17 protein-coding genes are annotated in these 14607 nt (G+C 75.9%); 13 read left to right on the top strand and 4 right to left on the bottom strand.

All coding sequences use genetic code 11. The features are described from left to right. The first annotated feature begins 270 nt into the window (after window positions 1-270). The 4 genes from aceB to FBY24_RS06025 all read left to right on the top strand — a co-directional run bounded on the left by aceB (window position 271) and on the right by FBY24_RS06025 (window position 4814). Window positions 271-1935: a malate synthase A gene (aceB, locus tag FBY24_RS06040; protein ID WP_142158941.1), complete on the top strand. Its 1665-nt coding sequence runs from the start codon at window positions 271-273 to the stop codon at window positions 1933-1935. Window positions 1936-2029: 94 nt separating this feature from the next. Next, entirely contained in the window at window positions 2030-3277 is a 1248-nt protein-coding gene (locus tag FBY24_RS06035) for an APC family permease (protein WP_142158939.1), read from the top strand. 337 nt (window positions 3278-3614) lie between these two features. Next, window positions 3615-4379, top strand: coding sequence for a type I methionyl aminopeptidase (map, locus tag FBY24_RS06030; RefSeq protein WP_142158937.1), 765 nt, complete (start codon window positions 3615-3617; stop codon window positions 4377-4379). Between the two features lie 12 nt (window positions 4380-4391). After that, window positions 4392-4814, top strand: a complete 423-nt coding sequence (locus tag FBY24_RS06025) for a hypothetical protein (protein WP_142158934.1) — start codon at window positions 4392-4394, stop codon at window positions 4812-4814. A 39-nt stretch (window positions 4815-4853) separates the two neighbouring features. Here FBY24_RS06025 and FBY24_RS06020 read toward each other — a convergent pair whose 3' ends face one another. The 4 genes from FBY24_RS06020 to FBY24_RS06005 all read right to left on the bottom strand — a co-directional run bounded on the left by FBY24_RS06020 (window position 4854) and on the right by FBY24_RS06005 (window position 9096). Continuing rightward, window positions 4854-5831 (bottom strand): endo alpha-1,4 polygalactosaminidase, encoded by a 978-nt coding sequence (locus tag FBY24_RS06020; RefSeq protein WP_142158932.1) that lies wholly within the window; start codon window positions 5829-5831, stop codon window positions 4854-4856. Further along, window positions 5828-7333: a DNA polymerase IV gene (locus tag FBY24_RS06015; protein WP_142158930.1), complete on the bottom strand. Its 1506-nt coding sequence runs from the start codon at window positions 7331-7333 to the stop codon at window positions 5828-5830. Before FBY24_RS06015 ends, FBY24_RS06020 begins: the two co-directional genes overlap by 4 nt. A gap of 67 nt (window positions 7334-7400) precedes the next feature. Beyond that, window positions 7401-8285 (bottom strand): NAD(P)H-binding protein, encoded by an 885-nt coding sequence (locus FBY24_RS06010; RefSeq protein ID WP_142158928.1) that lies wholly within the window; start codon window positions 8283-8285, stop codon window positions 7401-7403. A 55-nt stretch (window positions 8286-8340) separates the two neighbouring features. After that, complete coding sequence (locus FBY24_RS06005) at window positions 8341-9096, bottom strand: 2-phosphosulfolactate phosphatase (protein ID WP_255432256.1); 756 nt, start codon at window positions 9094-9096, stop codon at window positions 8341-8343. 213 nt (window positions 9097-9309) lie between these two features. On the opposite strand from FBY24_RS06005, the gene FBY24_RS06000 reads away from it, so the two are divergent. The 9 genes from FBY24_RS06000 (at window position 9310) to FBY24_RS05960 (ending at window position 14594) form a co-directional block, all read left to right on the top strand. Then, on the top strand, window positions 9310-9810 hold the full coding sequence (locus FBY24_RS06000) for a low molecular weight protein-tyrosine-phosphatase (RefSeq protein ID WP_142163234.1): 501 nt from the start codon (window positions 9310-9312) through the stop codon (window positions 9808-9810). A gap of 50 nt (window positions 9811-9860) precedes the next feature. Further along, the gene (locus tag FBY24_RS05995) at window positions 9861-10124 is read left to right on the top strand and encodes a type II toxin-antitoxin system Phd/YefM family antitoxin (protein ID WP_142158926.1); all 264 of its coding nucleotides are present in this window, start codon (window positions 9861-9863) and stop codon (window positions 10122-10124) included. Further along, a complete protein-coding gene (locus FBY24_RS05990) occupies window positions 10121-10381 on the top strand; it encodes a type II toxin-antitoxin system RelE/ParE family toxin (RefSeq protein WP_142158924.1) in 261 nt (86 codons plus the stop codon). Before FBY24_RS05995 ends, FBY24_RS05990 begins: the two co-directional genes overlap by 4 nt. Window positions 10382-10407: 26 nt before the next feature. After that, window positions 10408-11598, top strand: coding sequence for an aminotransferase class I/II-fold pyridoxal phosphate-dependent enzyme (locus FBY24_RS05985; RefSeq protein WP_142158922.1), 1191 nt, complete (start codon window positions 10408-10410; stop codon window positions 11596-11598). Between the two features lie 47 nt (window positions 11599-11645). Further along, complete coding sequence (locus FBY24_RS05980) at window positions 11646-12017, top strand: zf-TFIIB domain-containing protein (protein WP_142158920.1); 372 nt, start codon at window positions 11646-11648, stop codon at window positions 12015-12017. A 73-nt stretch (window positions 12018-12090) separates the two neighbouring features. Continuing rightward, on the top strand, window positions 12091-12375 hold the full coding sequence (locus FBY24_RS05975) for a hypothetical protein (RefSeq protein ID WP_142158919.1): 285 nt from the start codon (window positions 12091-12093) through the stop codon (window positions 12373-12375). A gap of 1 nt (window position 12376) precedes the next feature. After that, entirely contained in the window at window positions 12377-12925 is a 549-nt protein-coding gene (locus FBY24_RS05970) for a hypothetical protein (RefSeq protein ID WP_142158917.1), read from the top strand. 89 nt (window positions 12926-13014) lie between these two features. Further along, window positions 13015-14133, top strand: a complete 1119-nt coding sequence (locus tag FBY24_RS05965; protein ID WP_142158915.1) for a lactate dehydrogenase — start codon at window positions 13015-13017, stop codon at window positions 14131-14133. Then, entirely contained in the window at window positions 14130-14594 is a 465-nt protein-coding gene (locus tag FBY24_RS05960; protein WP_142158913.1) for an ACT domain-containing protein, read from the top strand. The genes FBY24_RS05965 and FBY24_RS05960 overlap by 4 nt, the downstream gene beginning before the upstream one ends. Window positions 14595-14607 lie beyond the last annotated feature (13 nt).

Genomic DNA, 14607 nt, shown 5'->3' with positions numbered 1-14607 from the left:
CATCGATGCCGTCGGCGTCGGCCGACCCGCCACCGATGACGGGCTCGGCCACCGCTCGCCCACCCCGTCATCGGTGCCTGCCGAATCCTCATGGCCGTCAGGAATGACGGGGTCGGCGGGAGGGGCAACAGACCTCCCCTCCGGCGAACCCGTCATCCGTGACGGGCGGGGTGGAGGTGGCGGCAGGGATGACGAGGTCGGCGGAGGGGTGGCACGTGGGACGGGACCGGTGGAGCGGGGTCGGGAGGCATCCATGAACGGAGAAGTGTCATGACCATCGTCGAGACGTCACCCACCAGCAGGATCGTGAGCGCCGGGCGGCGCGAGCAGCTCGTCGTCGCCGGGCCGCCCGTGCCCGGCGGGGACGCCGTCCTCACCGGGCACGCGCTGGACTTCCTCACCGACCTGCACGCCCGGTTCGCGGGCCGCCGGCAGGAGCTGCTCACGGCACGGCAGCGCCGCCGCGACCGGTTCGCCAACGGCGCCGACCCCGGGTTCCTGCCGATCACCGCGCACCTGCGCGCCGACCCGACGTGGCGCGTCGCGGGCCCCGGCCCCGGCCTGGAGCACCGTCGAGTCGAGATCACCGGCCCCACCGACCGCAAGACGACCGTCAACGCGCTCAACTCCGGGGCGCACGTGTGGCTCGCCGACCACGAGGACGCCATGAGCCCCACCTGGGCGAACGTGGTCTCCGGGCAGGTGAACCTGCACGACGCGATCCGCGGCCAGGTCGACTTCACCAGCCCCGAGGGCAAGGAGTACCGCGTCGGCGCCACCACGCCGACCATCGTGTTCCGCCCCCGCGGCTGGCACCTGACGGAGAAGCACGTGCGGTTCACCGACCGTGCCGGCCAGGAGTGCTCGGCGTCCGCGAGCCTCGTCGACGCCGGTCTGTACCTGTTCACCAACGCCCGGGCGCTCGTCGATGCCGGCCGTGGCCCGTACCTGTACCTGCCCAAGATCGAGGGGCACCTGGAGGCGCGGCTGTGGGACGAGGTGTTCCGCTTCACCGAGGCGTACCTCGGCCTGCCGTACGGCACGATCCGCGCGACCGTCCTCATCGAGACCATCACGGCCGCGTTCGAGATGGAGGAGATCCTCTACGAGCTGCGCGACCACTGCGCGGGCCTGAACGCGGGCCGCTGGGACTACGTGTTCAGCGTCATCAAGACGTTCCGGGCCCGCGGCACGCGGTTCGTGCTGCCCGACCGGGCGCGGGTGACGATGACGGTGCCGTTCATGCGCGCGTACACCGACCTGCTCGTCGCCACCTGCCACCGTCGGGGCGCGCAGGCGATCGGCGGCATGAGCGCGTTCATCCCGGACCGCCGCGACCCCGAGGTCACGACGCGGGCGCTCGCGCAGGTCCGCGCCGACAAGGAGCGCGAGGCCGGGCAGGGGTTCGACGGCACGTGGGTCGCGCACCCGGACCTCGTCCCGGCCGCCCGGGCGGTGTTCGACGACGCGCTCGGCGACCGGCCCGACCAGCGCGACCGGCTCCGCGAGGACGTCGCGGTCACCGCCGCCGACCTGCTCGACGTCGCGTCCGCGGGCGGCGGCGAGCCCGGGGCGGTCACCGACGTGGGCGTCCGCACGAACGTCTCGGTTGCGCTGCGGTACCTCGAGGCGTGGCTGCGCGGCACCGGCGCCGTCGCGATCGACCACCTGATGGAGGACGCGGCCACCGCCGAGATCTCCCGCTCGCAGCTGTGGCAGTGGGTGCACCAGGGCGTCACCACCGCCGAGGGCACGCACCTGGACGCGGCCGCCGTCGAGGAGGTCCTCGCCGACGTCCTCGCGGGCCTGCCCCGCACCGCGCACGACCGGTACGACGACGCCGCGGCGCTGCTGCGGGAGGTCGCGCTCGGCGAGGAGTTCCCGACGTTCCTCACGGTCCCGGCGTACACCCGGCACCTGGTCACGCGGACCTGACCGGGTCGCACGCCACCGGCCCGTCACCGTCCCGTCGCCCGGCCGTCACCCCTGACGGCCGGGCGGCGACGCGCACGGACCCTAGGCTCGCGCGGTGACCTCGCCCGCGCTCGCCCGCCGCCTCGGCCTGACCGACGCGGTCGTCGTCGGCCTGTCCGCCATGCTCGGCGCCGGGGTGTTCGCCGTGTGGGCGCCCGCCGCGCAGGCAGCCGGTGCCGGGCTGCTCGTCGGCCTCGTCGTCGCCGCCGTCGTCGCGTACGCCAACGCCACCGCGACCGCCCAGCTCGCCGCCGTGCACCCCGTCGCTGGCGGCACCTACGCGTACGGGCGCGCCGAGCTCGGCCCGTGGTGGGGGTTCGTCGCCGGCTGGGGCTTCGTGATCGGCAAGACCGCGAGCTGCGCGGCCATGGCCATGACGTTCGCGGCCTACGCGGTGCCCGAGCCGTGGCAGCGCCCGGCCGCCGCGGCCGCGGTCGTCGCGCTCGTGGCGGTCGACCTCGCCGGCGTCACCCGCACCGCCCGCGTCGCCCGCGTGCTGGTCGCGCTCGTGCTCGTCGCGCTGACCGTCGTCGTCGTGGCCGGTGCGGCGGGCGGCGCGTGGGACGTCGGCGGGCTGGCCGGCGGCGCCGCGACGGGCGGTGCGTACGGCGTGCTCCAGTCCGCCGGCCTGCTGTTCTTCGCGTTCGCCGGCTACGCGCGCATCGCCACCCTCGGCGAGGAGGTCGTCGACCCCGCCCGCACCGTCCCGCGCGCGATCACCGTCGCGCTCGGCGCCGTCATGGTCGTCTACGTCCTGCTCGCCGTGACGGTCCTCGGCGTGCTCGGTGCGGACGGCGTCGCCGCGTCGGCCGCGCCCGTCGCCGACGCCGTCGCCGCCACCGGGTGGACGTGGGCGGGCCCGCTCGTGCGTGTCGGGGCCGCCGCCGCGTCCCTCGGCGCCCTGCTCGCCCTGCTCGCCGGCGTCGGACGCACGTCGCTGGCCATGGCGCGCGAGCACGACCTGCCCGGGGCGCTCGCCGCCGTGCACCCGGTGCGGCAGGTCCCGCACCGGGCCACGCTCGTCGTCGGCGCCGTGGTCCTCGCGCTCGTGCTCACCGTGGACCTGCGCGGGGTCATCGGCTTCTCGTCGTTCGGGGTGCTCGTGTACTACGCGGTCGCCAACCTCGCCGCGTCCCGGCAGCGCGGCGACGCCCGCCGCACCCCGCGCGCCCTGCAGGCCGTCGGCCTCGTCGGGTGCGTCGTCCTCGTCGCCACCCTGCCGGTGCCGAGCCTCGTCGTGGGGGCTGCGGTGCTGGTCACGGGCGTGCTGGGCCGGGTCGCCCGGCTGCGCCTGGCGCGCTGAGGAGCCCGTCGCAGATCGGCGGGAAAAAGCCGTTGGCGCCTCCCCGGACGCGGCGTAGCGTCGGTCGCACACTGAAGGGAGGTGGTCCGAGACATGAAGTCTTTCCGGACGCGTGAGGTGGCTGCCCGCTAGTCGCCCGAAGCATCGGACGGATTGCTCGATCCGCTGATCGCCCCGCCGGCAACCCGGCCGGGCGCCTGGTGAATCTCCGGCAGTCACCGCAGCCCGTGGGTTGCCGCGACCTCGTCCTTCGCGGCAGGACCTCTCCCGAGAGGCCCGGCCCACGGGCTGTTGCCTGCCCGGCTCCGGCACCCCGCCCGGATGAGAGGCTGGGCCCGTGGCCCTCAAGACACCCGCCGAGATCGAGCAGATGCGCCCCGCGGGGCGGTTCATCGCGTCCGTCCTGACCTCGCTGCGCGAGTACGCGCAGGTCGGCATGACGACGAACGACCTGGACGCGCACGCCCACCGCCTCATCGACGAGGCCGGCGCCCGCTCGGTCTACCTCGGCTACCACCCGAGCTTCGGGGCGGTCCCGTACCCCGGCGTGCTCTGCACGTCCGTCAACGACGCGGCCCTGCACGGCCTGCCGTCGGACCTCGTGCTCCAGGACGGCGATGTGCTCAGCGTCGACATCGCCGCCGAGGTCGAGGGGTGGGTCGCCGACTCCGCGCTGACCTTCCAGCTCGGCACCCCCACGCCCGAGGCGCAGCAGCTCATCCTCACCACCGAGCGTGCGCTCGCCGCGGGCATCGCCGCCGCCCAGCCCGGCGCCCGCATGGGCGACGTGTCCGCCGCGATCGGCCGCATCGGCCGGCAGGCCGGCTACGGCATCAACGCGGACTTCGGCGGCCACGGCGTCGGCCGCACCATGCACGAGGACCCGCACGTGCCGAACCTGGGCCGCGCCGGCACCGGGGAGCGGCTCAAGCCGGGCCTGGTCATCGCCATCGAGCCCTGGTTCATGGCCGGCGGCGACGCCTACGTCGTCGACCCGGACGGCTGGACGATCCGCAGCGCCGACGGCTCCCTGACCGCGCACGCCGAGCACACCATCGCCATCACCAAGCGCGGCCCGGTCGTCCTCACCGCCCGCGACTGACCCACGTCGCCCGTGGACGCGCTGCTCATCCTGTACGGCCTGCTCATGGGACTCGCCTCGGTCGGCTTCGGCGCGCTCGCGTACACGGGCCGTTGGCGGGAGTGGGCCTCGCCGGGGCGTCCGGTCTACGCGTGGCCGCTCGGCCTGCCTCCGACCGGGGTGGCCTGGTTCCTGATGGCACTCGGATCCCCGGTGATCGGGATCCCACGGTCGGCAGCCGTCGCCATTCTCGCCCTCGCCATGTCCGGCTTCCTGATGGGCATCCTGAGCACGGTCTGGTGGCCGCGGGTGCTGATGCCTCGGTGGTTCCGGCTGCAAGCCGAGCACGAGCGGAAGGACCGGCGTGCGGCGCGCAAGAGCCGGTGGTCGGGGCGTCGGTACAGGTGGACGGCGAGATGGCGCACGTGGACCGGGCGGATGAGAGCGAGGCGGTGACCGGGCGGGCGGGCGTCCCCCGCCGGTGAGCGGCGTGCGTCAGCAGGTCTCGTGGACGGCGTCGGGGGCGGAGCGCGGCGAGACGTCGTAGTCGCGCAGGATCACCGACAGGTGCGGGTCGTGCGTGCCCGGGTCGGTCTGGGCGGCGCACGCCGCGGCGAACGCGTCGGCGTCGTACTCCACGTCGAGGACCACGGGGTAGGCGGACGTGAACACCCCGCACTCCTCCCACGCGGCGCACTCCTCGGCGACCACCAGGTCGGCGCCCAGGGCCCGCACCTGCTCCGTGAGCTCGGCGGTGTTCTTCTGCGCGAACGCCAGGCCCGCGGCGTGCGCGCGGTCGATCAGCAGCGCCGCGGTGGCCAGGGCGTCGTCCTCGTCGAGCAGGCCCGCCGAGCGCGTGTAGGCGTCGAGGTTGTCGATCTCGACCGCGTCGAACCCGGCAGCGGCGCAGCCGTCGATCGTCGCGCCCACGCGTGCGGCGACGCGCTCGCGCAGCGCGGGCGTCGAGACGTCGAAGATGACCTCGTCGGGCCAGCCCGGGTCGCGCAGCGGCTCGCCGTCGACGTGCAGGACGAGGTCGGGCTCGTCGCGGATCGTCTGCTCGGTGTCCCCGGGCTGGGTCTGGAACCCGTTGACGTAGCAGATGTCGTACCCGCCCGACGGTGGCTCGGTGGAGTCGCGGATGACGACCTCGGTGCCGTCCGCGGGCTCGTCGGCGCCGCCGAGCTGGTACTCGAACACGGCCCCCGACGGGGGCAGCGCGACCGGGGGTGCGGCGTCGGCGACGGGGGAGGCCTCGCCCGTCGCCGCGGCGGACGTCGTCGCGGAGGGCGCGACGGACGTCGCCGGGGAGGCCGTGGCCGGTGCGGCGGGCGGCTCGGCGACGGTGCCGCTGCCCGTCGGCGTGCCCGAGCAGCCGGCGGCCGCGAGCAGCGCGACGAGACCGACCAGCGCGCGGCGGAGCGGGACGCGTCCTGCCGGGCGGGCGCGGTGCGGGGCGGGGTGCGGGGTCATGCGGGCTCCCGGAGGTGCTCGGGGACGGCGGCGGGCGGGGTCACGCCGACGGGGTCGACGAGCAGCAGGGGGTCGGCGTCGAGGTCGACGACGCGCGAGCGGGCCGGCTCCGTGAGCGCGGTCTCGAACCGCACGGTCGCCTCCCGGCCGCGCACGTGCACGACCCACCCGCGTCCCAGTGTCGCGTGCTCGACGTCGAGGCCGGGACGGGCGTTCGTCACGTCGAGGGCGCGACCGGGCGGCGCCGGGCCCAGCGGCCGCCCGACCACGGGCCGCTCACCCGCTGGCCGCGGCGCCTCCGCGTCCGGGTCCGCCCGCACCCGGACCACCGGCCGGGCGTCGCCGACCTCGTCGTCGAGCGCCACCGGTGCGGTGCCGCGCTCGACGGCCACGCCCGGCAGGTCCAGGGCGAGCTGCGCGTGCGCGGACAGGCCGTGGAACGACACCCCGAGCAGCCGCACGGGGTCGTTGATGCCGGCGGCGAGGGTCGCGCTGCGGGCGGCGTCGCGCAGGTCGGCCGCCGACGCCGTGGGCTGCGGGAACGTCACCGACCGGGTCACGGTCGAGAAGTCCGAGTACCGCACCTTCGCCACCACGGTCCGGGCGGCGCCGCCGTGCCGCTCGAGCCGCTGCAGGGCCTCGTCGACCACGTCGTCGACCGCGGCCAGCACGAGCTCGCGGCCGAACAGGTCGTGCGCGAACGTGCGCTCCGCGCCGGCGGACTTGCGCTCGCTGGTGACGACGACGGGCCGGTCGTCGAGGCCGCGGGCCAGCAGGAACAGGTTCGTTCCGGACGACTCGCCGAGCGTCATCGTCAGGGTGTCGAGGGGCTGGCGGCGCAGGTCGGCGACGGTGCGTACGCCGAGCCGTTCGAGCGCCGCGGCCGTGGCGGGCCCGACGCCCGGGATGGTCCGCACGTCCAGCGGCAGCAGCACGTCGTCCTCGTCCTCGGGCCGCACGACGACCAGGCCGCCGGGCTTGCGCAGGTCGGACGCGATCTTCGCGACGAGCTTGGACCGTCCGACGCCCACCGACACCGTCAGCCCGGTGCGCTCGGCGACGAGGGCACGCACGCGCTCGCCGGCCTCCTGCGGGTCCGGCGCCCCTCCCTCGGCGAGCGCAAGGTCCGCGAACGCCTCGTCGATGCTCAAGGGCTCGACGGCCGGCGTGAGCTCGCGCAGCGTCGCCATGATCACCGCGGAGTACGCGGAGTAGGCGGCGAACCGCGGGGTCAGCACCGCGGCGGCCGGGCTCAGGCGCCGGGCGCGCGCCATGGGCATCGCCGAGCGGGCCCCGTCCCGCCGGGCCTCGTACGACGCCGTGGAGACGACCCCGCGCCCCCCGACCCCGCCGACCAGCACCGGGCGCCCGCGCAGCGACGGCTTGTCGCGCTGCTCCACCGCGGCGAAGAACGCGTCGGCGTCCAGGTGCATGACCGTCGCGGCGTCGCGCACGCGCACGGCGTCCACGAGCCGCTGCGCGCGGTCTGCTCCCCGGTCCACCGCACCATCCTCCGTCGCGCCGGGGACACCGCCGACCGCGTCGCCACGGACGGGCCGCCGCCGCGGCCTACCGGCGCACGAGGTGCCGCCACGTCTCCGGGTGCGCGCGCAGCCACGTCTCCAGGTCCTGCGGCGGGCGCCCCATGACGCGCTCGACGGTGCCGCTGACCACGTCGAGCTCGCCCGCGGCGATCGCCGCGTACGAGGTCACCCAGCCGGCGACCTCCCAGTCGGGGGCGCCGTACCCGGCCCGCGACGCGTACGCCTCGTCGAGGGTCTCGGGCACGTACGTCACCGGCCGGCCCGTGACCCGCCCGACGGTGTCGGCGACCTCCGCGACGGTCAGCGCGGTCGGGCCCGTCACGTCGAGCACCTGCCCGTCGTAGGCGTCGCCAGCGAGCAGCACGCCGACGACCACGTCGGAGACGTCCCCGTGCCCCACGCTCGCGACCCGCCCGTCGCCCGCGGGACCGCGCAGGGTCAGGTCCGCGCCCACGAACGCCGGCCACGCCGCGTGGTAGAGGCTGTCGCGCAGCGCCGTCCAGCGCAGCCCTGACGCGGCCAGGTGCTGCTCGGTGGCCCAGTGGTCGCGCGCGAACGTGAACGTCGCGTCCGGCGCGGCGCCCAGGAACGACAGGTACACCACGCGCCGCACGCCCGCGGCGACGGCCGCGTCGATCGCGGCCCGGTGCTCGGCGACGCGGTCGGCGGACTCCCGCCCGGAGACGAGGAACAGGTCGTCGACGCCCTCCAGCGCGGCCCGCATGCCCTCGGCGTCGGCGTACCCCTGCACGCCGACGACCTCCCGGCCCGCGGCGCTGGCCATCGCCCTCGGGTCCCGCACGAGCAGCCGCTGCACCACCGGCTGCGCGTCGTCCCGCGTGCCGGCGAGCCGCTCGGCGACCCGTCGACCGACCTGCCCCGTGGCTCCCGTCACCGCGATCACACCCATGGACGGCACGCTAGACCTGAACCGTTCCACCGGCCCGCGGGCGCCGGTGCGCCGCTCAGCCTGCCCGCACCTCGGGTCCGTCGTCCGTGCCGACCACCGTCGGCACCACCCGCGACGCGTCCACGGCCACGGCCACGTCGACGTCCTGCGGCCACCCCGTGCGCACCAGCTCCCGGCCGCTGGTCGACGCCAGCACCGCGGCCGCCGCGTCGGGCGTCGCCGACCACAGCGCCGCCGCCGCGAGGGCCTCGGGCGACAGGCCCGTGCCGTGCGCGCGCAGCACCGCGGCCACCGCCCCGGCCGCCAGCAGGTCCTCCAGCGCCGGGCGCAGGCCGCCGTCGGGCCACCGCTCGCCGGCCGGGACGAGCACGACGTCGTGCTCGGGGTCCGCGTCCAGGTGCGCCGCCGCGGCCCGTGCGACCGCCGACGCGTTGCGCAGGCACCCCACGACGACCCGCGCGCCCGTCCCGGCCACCGCGTGCGTGATCGCGGCCCCGTTGGGCGACGGCAGCACCAGGCGCTGCGTGCCCAGGTCGCGCAGGGACGCGGGCGACAGGCTCAGCCGCCCGTCCCCGCGGGGCCGGGCCAGCGCCGCCCCGGTCGCCGCCGCGAGCCGCTCCGCCCCGGCCGGGTCGGACCACGGCACCGGCAGCACCCGCGCCCCGCCCTCGCACGCCACCGTCACCGCCGTGCCGAACGACAGCACGTCGACGACGACCGCCATCGACCGCGGCGCGTGCTCGCCGAGCAGCGCCATCGCCCCCGTGCGGCCCCACTCCAGCCGCACCCGCGCCCTCACCTGATCCCCCACGGCACCATCCAACCCCACCCCGACCAGGCCTTTCGCCCGCCCCGCCGCCGCCGTGACCCCCGGCTGGGTCCGTGTGGCCGTCCGCCGCCGGTCACAAGGGGGCACAGGGGACGAATCGCCCCGCCGGATACGCTCACGGCGGCACCGGGTGCCGGACGCGGAGGACCGAGGAGAGCGAGGACGGGCGTGACGCAGCAGGACGTGTACCGGGTGATGACGGTCTGCACCGGCAACATCTGCCGCTCGCCGATGGCCGAGGTCGTGCTCCGCGACCGGTTCGAGGCCGCCGGCCTCGGTGACCGCGTCGTGGTCGACTCCACCGGCATCAGCGACGAGGAGCACGGCAACCCCGTGGACCGTCGCGCCCGCGCGGTGCTGCGCGCGCACGGGTACGACGACGGCACGGGCCACCACGCCCGCCAGGTCCGCGCGTCCGACCTGCTGGCCCGCGACCTGCTGCTGCCCATGACGTCGGCCCACGCCCGCGCGCTGCGCCGCCTCGCCGGCGACGACCCCGCCCTGACCGGACGCATCCGCATGCTGCGCACCTTCGACCCCGCGGCCCCCGGCCCGGACCAGCCCGAGCACCTGCTCGACGTCGACGACCCCTGGTACGGCCCTGACGCCGGCTTCGAGACGACCCTCGCCGAGATCGAGGCCGCCGCCGACGGCATCGTCGCCCACATCCGAGACGCCCTCGACACCCGCGGATGAACTAGACGCGTAGGTGTGTACACATGTTGATGTGTGGCTATAGTGCCTCTATGGATACCGTCACCGGGGAAGTGACCACCCGAGAGTTGCGAGAGCACCTCGCTGACGTGCTGGGGCGTGCCATGTACGGCGGCGAGCGGATCGGTGTGACCCGCCACGGGAAGCTCGCGGCGGTCGTGATCGGGGTCGAGGACCTCGAGGACCTCGAGGCCTTCGAGATGGCGCAGGACGTCGAGGCCTACCGCCGGGCCAAGGCTGAGGACGACGGTGAGCGGGTGTCCCTGAAGGACCTGCGAGCTGATCTGACGTCGTGACCTGGCAGATCGACTTCACCTCCGCTGCGGCGCGCCAGGTGAAGAAGCTCCCGCGTCCTGTCCGGGTCAAGATCGTCGACGCCATCGAGGCGCTGGCCGTCGACCCGCGCCCTCGGGGCGCGAGGAAGCTCGTCGGCGAGGACGACGCATGGCGTATCCGGGTGGGCGACTACCGGGTCATCTACGACGTCGTCGACTCCACCCTGACCGTCACCGTGGTACGTGCCGCGCATCGGCGAGAGGTCTACGACCGGTAATCGACCGGAGGCGAGAGGATGGGGGCATGAAGGTCGCCCGCCGTGCGCACGTGCCCCCGTTCGCCGTGATGGAGATCCTCGCCGCCGCCAACGCGCGCCGCGCCGCGGGCGAGCACGTGCTCAACCTCTGCGCGGGCGAGCCCTCCACCGGCGCGTCCGACGTGGTCCGCCAGCGCGCGATCGACCTGCTCACCGCCGGCGACCTCGGGTACACCGAGTCGCTGGGCGCGCCCGGGCTGCGCGCGGCGATCGCCGCGCACTACGGCCAGACGTACGGCGTCGACGTCGACCCCGCGCGCGTCGCCGTCACCACCGGGTCGTCCGGCGGGTTCGTGCTCGCGTTCCTCGCCGCGTTCGACGTCGGCGACCGCGTCGCCCTCGCCCGCCCCGGCTACCCCGCGTACGCGAACATCCTCACCGCGCTCGGCGTCGAGGTCGTCGACCTGCCCTGCGGCCCCGAGCAGCGCTACCAGCCGACCGTCGCCCAGCTCGAGGCCCTCGACCCGCCCGTCGACGGCCTCGTCGTCGCCAGCCCCGCCAACCCCACCGGCACGATGATCGAGCCCGACGAGCTCACCGCCCTCGCCCGCTGGTGCGGCGCCCACGGGGTCCGCCTGGTCAGCGACGAGATCTACCACGGCATCACCTACCCCGACGCGAGCGGCAGCACCCCCGCCCCCGCGACCGCCGCCGCGCACCTGCACGACGGCGCCGTCGTCGTGAACTCCTTCTCCAAGTACTGGGCCATGACCGGCTGGCGGCTGGGCTGGCTCGTGCTGCCCGACGACCTCGTCGGCCCCGTCGACGCGCTCGCGGGCAACGTGGCGCTCTGCCCGCCGGCGCTCGCGCAGCACGCGGGCGTCGCGGCGTTCAGCGCCGAGGGCATGGCCGCGGCCCGGGCCAACGTGGAGCGGTACGCGGCCTCGCGCGCGCTGCTGCTGGAGCGCCTGCCCGACCTCGGCTGGGACCCGGTCGCCCCGGCCGACGGCGCGTTCTACCTGTACGGGGACGTGTCCGCCTCGGGCCTGGACTCCGTCACGTGGTGCGCGCGGCTGCTCGACGAGGCGGGCGTCGCGCTGACCCCCGGCACGGACTTCGACCCGCTGCACGGCCGCGACTGGGTGCGGCTGTCGTTCGCGTCGGCCCCCGAGGTCGTCGCCGAGGCCGTCGACCGCATCGTGGCCTGGCAGCGCACCCTGCCTGGACGGCCCGCCTGACCTGCCTGATCGCGTAGGTTCGTCGCAGACGACGGAGGGAGCACCCCATGCAGTGCCCGGTGGACCAGGCCCAGCTCGTGATGTCCGAGCGCCAGGGCGTCGAGATCGACTACTGCCCCGTGTGCCGCGGCATCTGGCTCGACCGCGGCGAGCTCGACAAGATCCTCGACCGCGCCGCCACCACGCCCGTCGGCGGCATGGACCCCCGCGCCGTCCCCGGCGCCGCGGCCCCCGACCCCCGCCCGGTGTACGGGACTCCCGACCCGCGCCCCGTCTACCCGGCGCCCGACCCGCGCGCCACCGGCTACGACCCCCGGTACGACGACCGCCGCCGTGATCCGCGCGACCCCCGGTACGGCTACGACGGCCGCAAGCGCAAGAAGAAGGACTCCTGGCTCGAGGACATCTTCGACTTCTGACGCCGTCGCCCGATCGGGTGCCGCTGGGGCCGGTCCCGGCCGGCGGGCCGTCGCGGGCCGCTAGGGTCCCCGCGTGGAACTCTTCCTCGCGGTCGCCGTGGCGGCGCTCGTCGCGCTGGCCTTCGGGCACGCGTCGCGCTTCGTGGTGCTGCGCTACGGCACGTGGTCCCGGATCGCCTGCAACTTTGTCGGGATCACCCCGATGATCCTGCTGCTCGACCACCCGCGCTGGGTGCCCGTCGCCTTCGCGATCGGCGGCGGGTACGTCGTCGGGTCGATGTTCCCGCCTCTGACGCCGCCGCGCCCGGTGCCCGAGGACGAGCCCGCCGGTCCCGCCGAGACGCCTGGCCCGGCCTGACGTGACGACGCCCGACGGGCGGTCGCTGCGCCTCGGTGCGTGGGGCGGGCCGTCGTCCGTGCTCGTCGACGGGCACCTGCGGGTGGTCTGGACGGAGTCCTCCGCCGACGGGTCGGACGCGCTGCTCGTCCACGACGGCGCGCTGCTCGTCTGGCCGACGGTGCAGGCGTGCGCGGCATGGGTGCACGCGCGGTCGGGCCGCGCCGAGGACGCCCGGCCCGAGGTCGCGGAGCCCGTCGACGTCGACGCCACCCGCCGCTGGGTGGCACAGGTGGGTGCACCGCCGCCGGCCGCTGCGCTGCTCGACGTCTGGAACCTGGCGGCCGACGTCGCGACGACCCTCGCCCTGCCGCTCGGCGACCGGGGACGGATGTCCGACCGCCTGCACGCGATGCTCACCGCGGCCGTCCTGCCGCAGTACTTCCCCCGCGCCCCCGCGCGCGTCACGTGGACGCCGTACGAGCTGGACCGTCTGCGGGAGCGGGCGCTGCGCAACGCCCGGCTCGTCGCCCGGGCGCTCGACGCCGGACGGGCACCCGCAGGTTCCTGAGACGACCCACGTCCCAGTCCGTGGGTGGCCGGCACCCGGTCGGCGGGACGTGCAACGTGCACGACACGTGCCGTCCGTAGTCTCACAGGATGGACGTGGCGGTGCTGGGGGCGACGGGTGACGTCGGACGACAGGTGTGCACGCAGCTCGTGGAGCGGCAGCTGCTGCCGACGACGTCGCGGCTCCAGCTCGTCGGGCGGCCGGGCGGTGCGTCGGGGCGTGCGGTGCACGGCCTGCGGGTCGACCTGATCGACGCCTACGACGAGCACGCCCCGATGCTCGACGTCGCGCTCGACCCTGCGGACGTCGTCGCCGACGTCGTCGTGGTGGCCGCGGGCCGCACCGTGACGCCCCGCAACGACGGGCTGCCGCCGAGCCGGGCGGGCCTGGCCGCCGACAACGCGGCCGTCTTCCGCGCCTACGCGGACGCGCTCGCCGAGCACGGGTCCGGCAGCGAGGTCGTCGTCGTGGTGTCCAACCCGGTCGAGCTGGCGGTCGCGATCATGGCCGAGCGGCTGGGCCGGCACCGGGTCATCGGCATGGGGGCGTGGCTGGACACGCTGCGGTTCCGCCGCGAGCTGGCCGTGCAGCTGGGGGTCCGGCGGCACCGCGTCGGCGGGTTCGTGGGCGGGCAGCACGGCGAGGACGCGGTGCCCCTGTGGTCGACGGTGCGGATCGGCGGCCTCGACGTCGCCGAGCGGGAGCGGGCCGTCGCCCGCCTGCGCGGACCCCGCACGCTGAGCACGTTCCCCGACGAGATCGCCGCGGCCAAGGCCGAGCTCATCGCCGTCGCCTCGCAGGACATCGGTGAGGCGTTCGCGCTGATCGACTCGTGGCCGCCGGACCTGCGCGTCGTCATGCGGCCCTTCATGACGCACCAGTCGGGCGCGAAGACCGCCACCGGCACCGCGTCGGCCACGATCGACCTGCTCGACACGATCCTCGACGGCCGCGACATCGTCGTCGCCGGGCAGGTGGTGCTCGACGGCGAGGCGACCGTCGGCGGTGCACCCGCGCACGGCGTGCTCGGCGTGCCCGTGGTGCTCGGGCCCGAGGGGTGGTCGCGCGTGCTGCTCGACCCGCTGCCGCCCGACGAGGACGCGCGGCTCGCGCAGGCCGCGGCCGCGATCGACGCCGCCACGGCGCCCTGGCTCGACCCCGTGCCGGCCGGCGCGGGGCTCCACGCACCGCAGGAGGTCCGGGCATGACCGAGGACGACGTCCGCTGGGTCGGCTACGTGCGCGCGGACCACCGCACGGGCAGCGTCGCGGCGCTCGCGGCGGTGTTCGCGACGCGTGGCGTGAACGTGGACTCCATGGCGACCGGCGACGTGCACGACGACGCGGGGCTGATCGTGGTGACGTTCCGCGCGGGGGACCGCCGGGCGCGGCTGCTGGCCCGCACGGTCGAGCGCCTGCCCCAGGTGCGGTCGGTGCTGGTGCGGCGCGCGGAGGACCTGGGTGTGCGCGCCGCCGCGGTGGTGCACCTGCCGGCCGGCGTGACGTTCGTGCCGCCCGCGCGGGCGGCGGTGCGGTGGTCGGGGGAGACGGGGCACGGCGAGCCGCTGCTGGTCGAGGGGCCGCTGGTCGACGTCGAGCTCACGGTCGAGGCCGCGCGGGCCGCGGGGGCGACGCGTGACGCGACGGTCATCCAGCCGCCGTACGGCTGAACACCGTGGCGAA

The organism is Cellulomonas sp. SLBN-39 (assembly GCF_006715865.1).
GTDB lineage: Bacteria > Actinomycetota > Actinomycetes > Actinomycetales > Cellulomonadaceae > Cellulomonas.
Note: the sequence above shows the minus strand (reverse complement) of the source record. Positions and strands in the feature narration are given on the sequence as shown.

Coding starts and splice junctions, on each gene's coding strand:
- FBY24_RS06000 (WP_142163234.1), top strand. CDS start 9,310: ATGACGGTCTGCACCGGCAACATCTGCCGCTCGCCGATGGCCGAGGTC.
- FBY24_RS05965 (WP_142158915.1), top strand. CDS start 13,015: ATGGACGTGGCGGTGCTGGGGGCGACGGGTGACGTCGGACGACAGGTG.
- FBY24_RS06010 (WP_142158928.1), bottom strand. CDS start 8,285: ATGGGTGTGATCGCGGTGACGGGAGCCACGGGGCAGGTCGGTCGACGG.
- FBY24_RS05960 (WP_142158913.1), top strand. CDS start 14,130: ATGACCGAGGACGACGTCCGCTGGGTCGGCTACGTGCGCGCGGACCAC.
- FBY24_RS05980 (WP_142158920.1), top strand. CDS start 11,646: ATGCAGTGCCCGGTGGACCAGGCCCAGCTCGTGATGTCCGAGCGCCAG.
- FBY24_RS05995 (WP_142158926.1), top strand. CDS start 9,861: ATGGATACCGTCACCGGGGAAGTGACCACCCGAGAGTTGCGAGAGCAC.
- FBY24_RS05985 (WP_142158922.1), top strand. CDS start 10,408: ATGAAGGTCGCCCGCCGTGCGCACGTGCCCCCGTTCGCCGTGATGGAG.
- FBY24_RS06020 (WP_142158932.1), bottom strand. CDS start 5,831: ATGACCCCGCACCCCGCCCCGCACCGCGCCCGCCCGGCAGGACGCGTC.
- aceB (WP_142158941.1), top strand. CDS start 271: ATGACCATCGTCGAGACGTCACCCACCAGCAGGATCGTGAGCGCCGGG.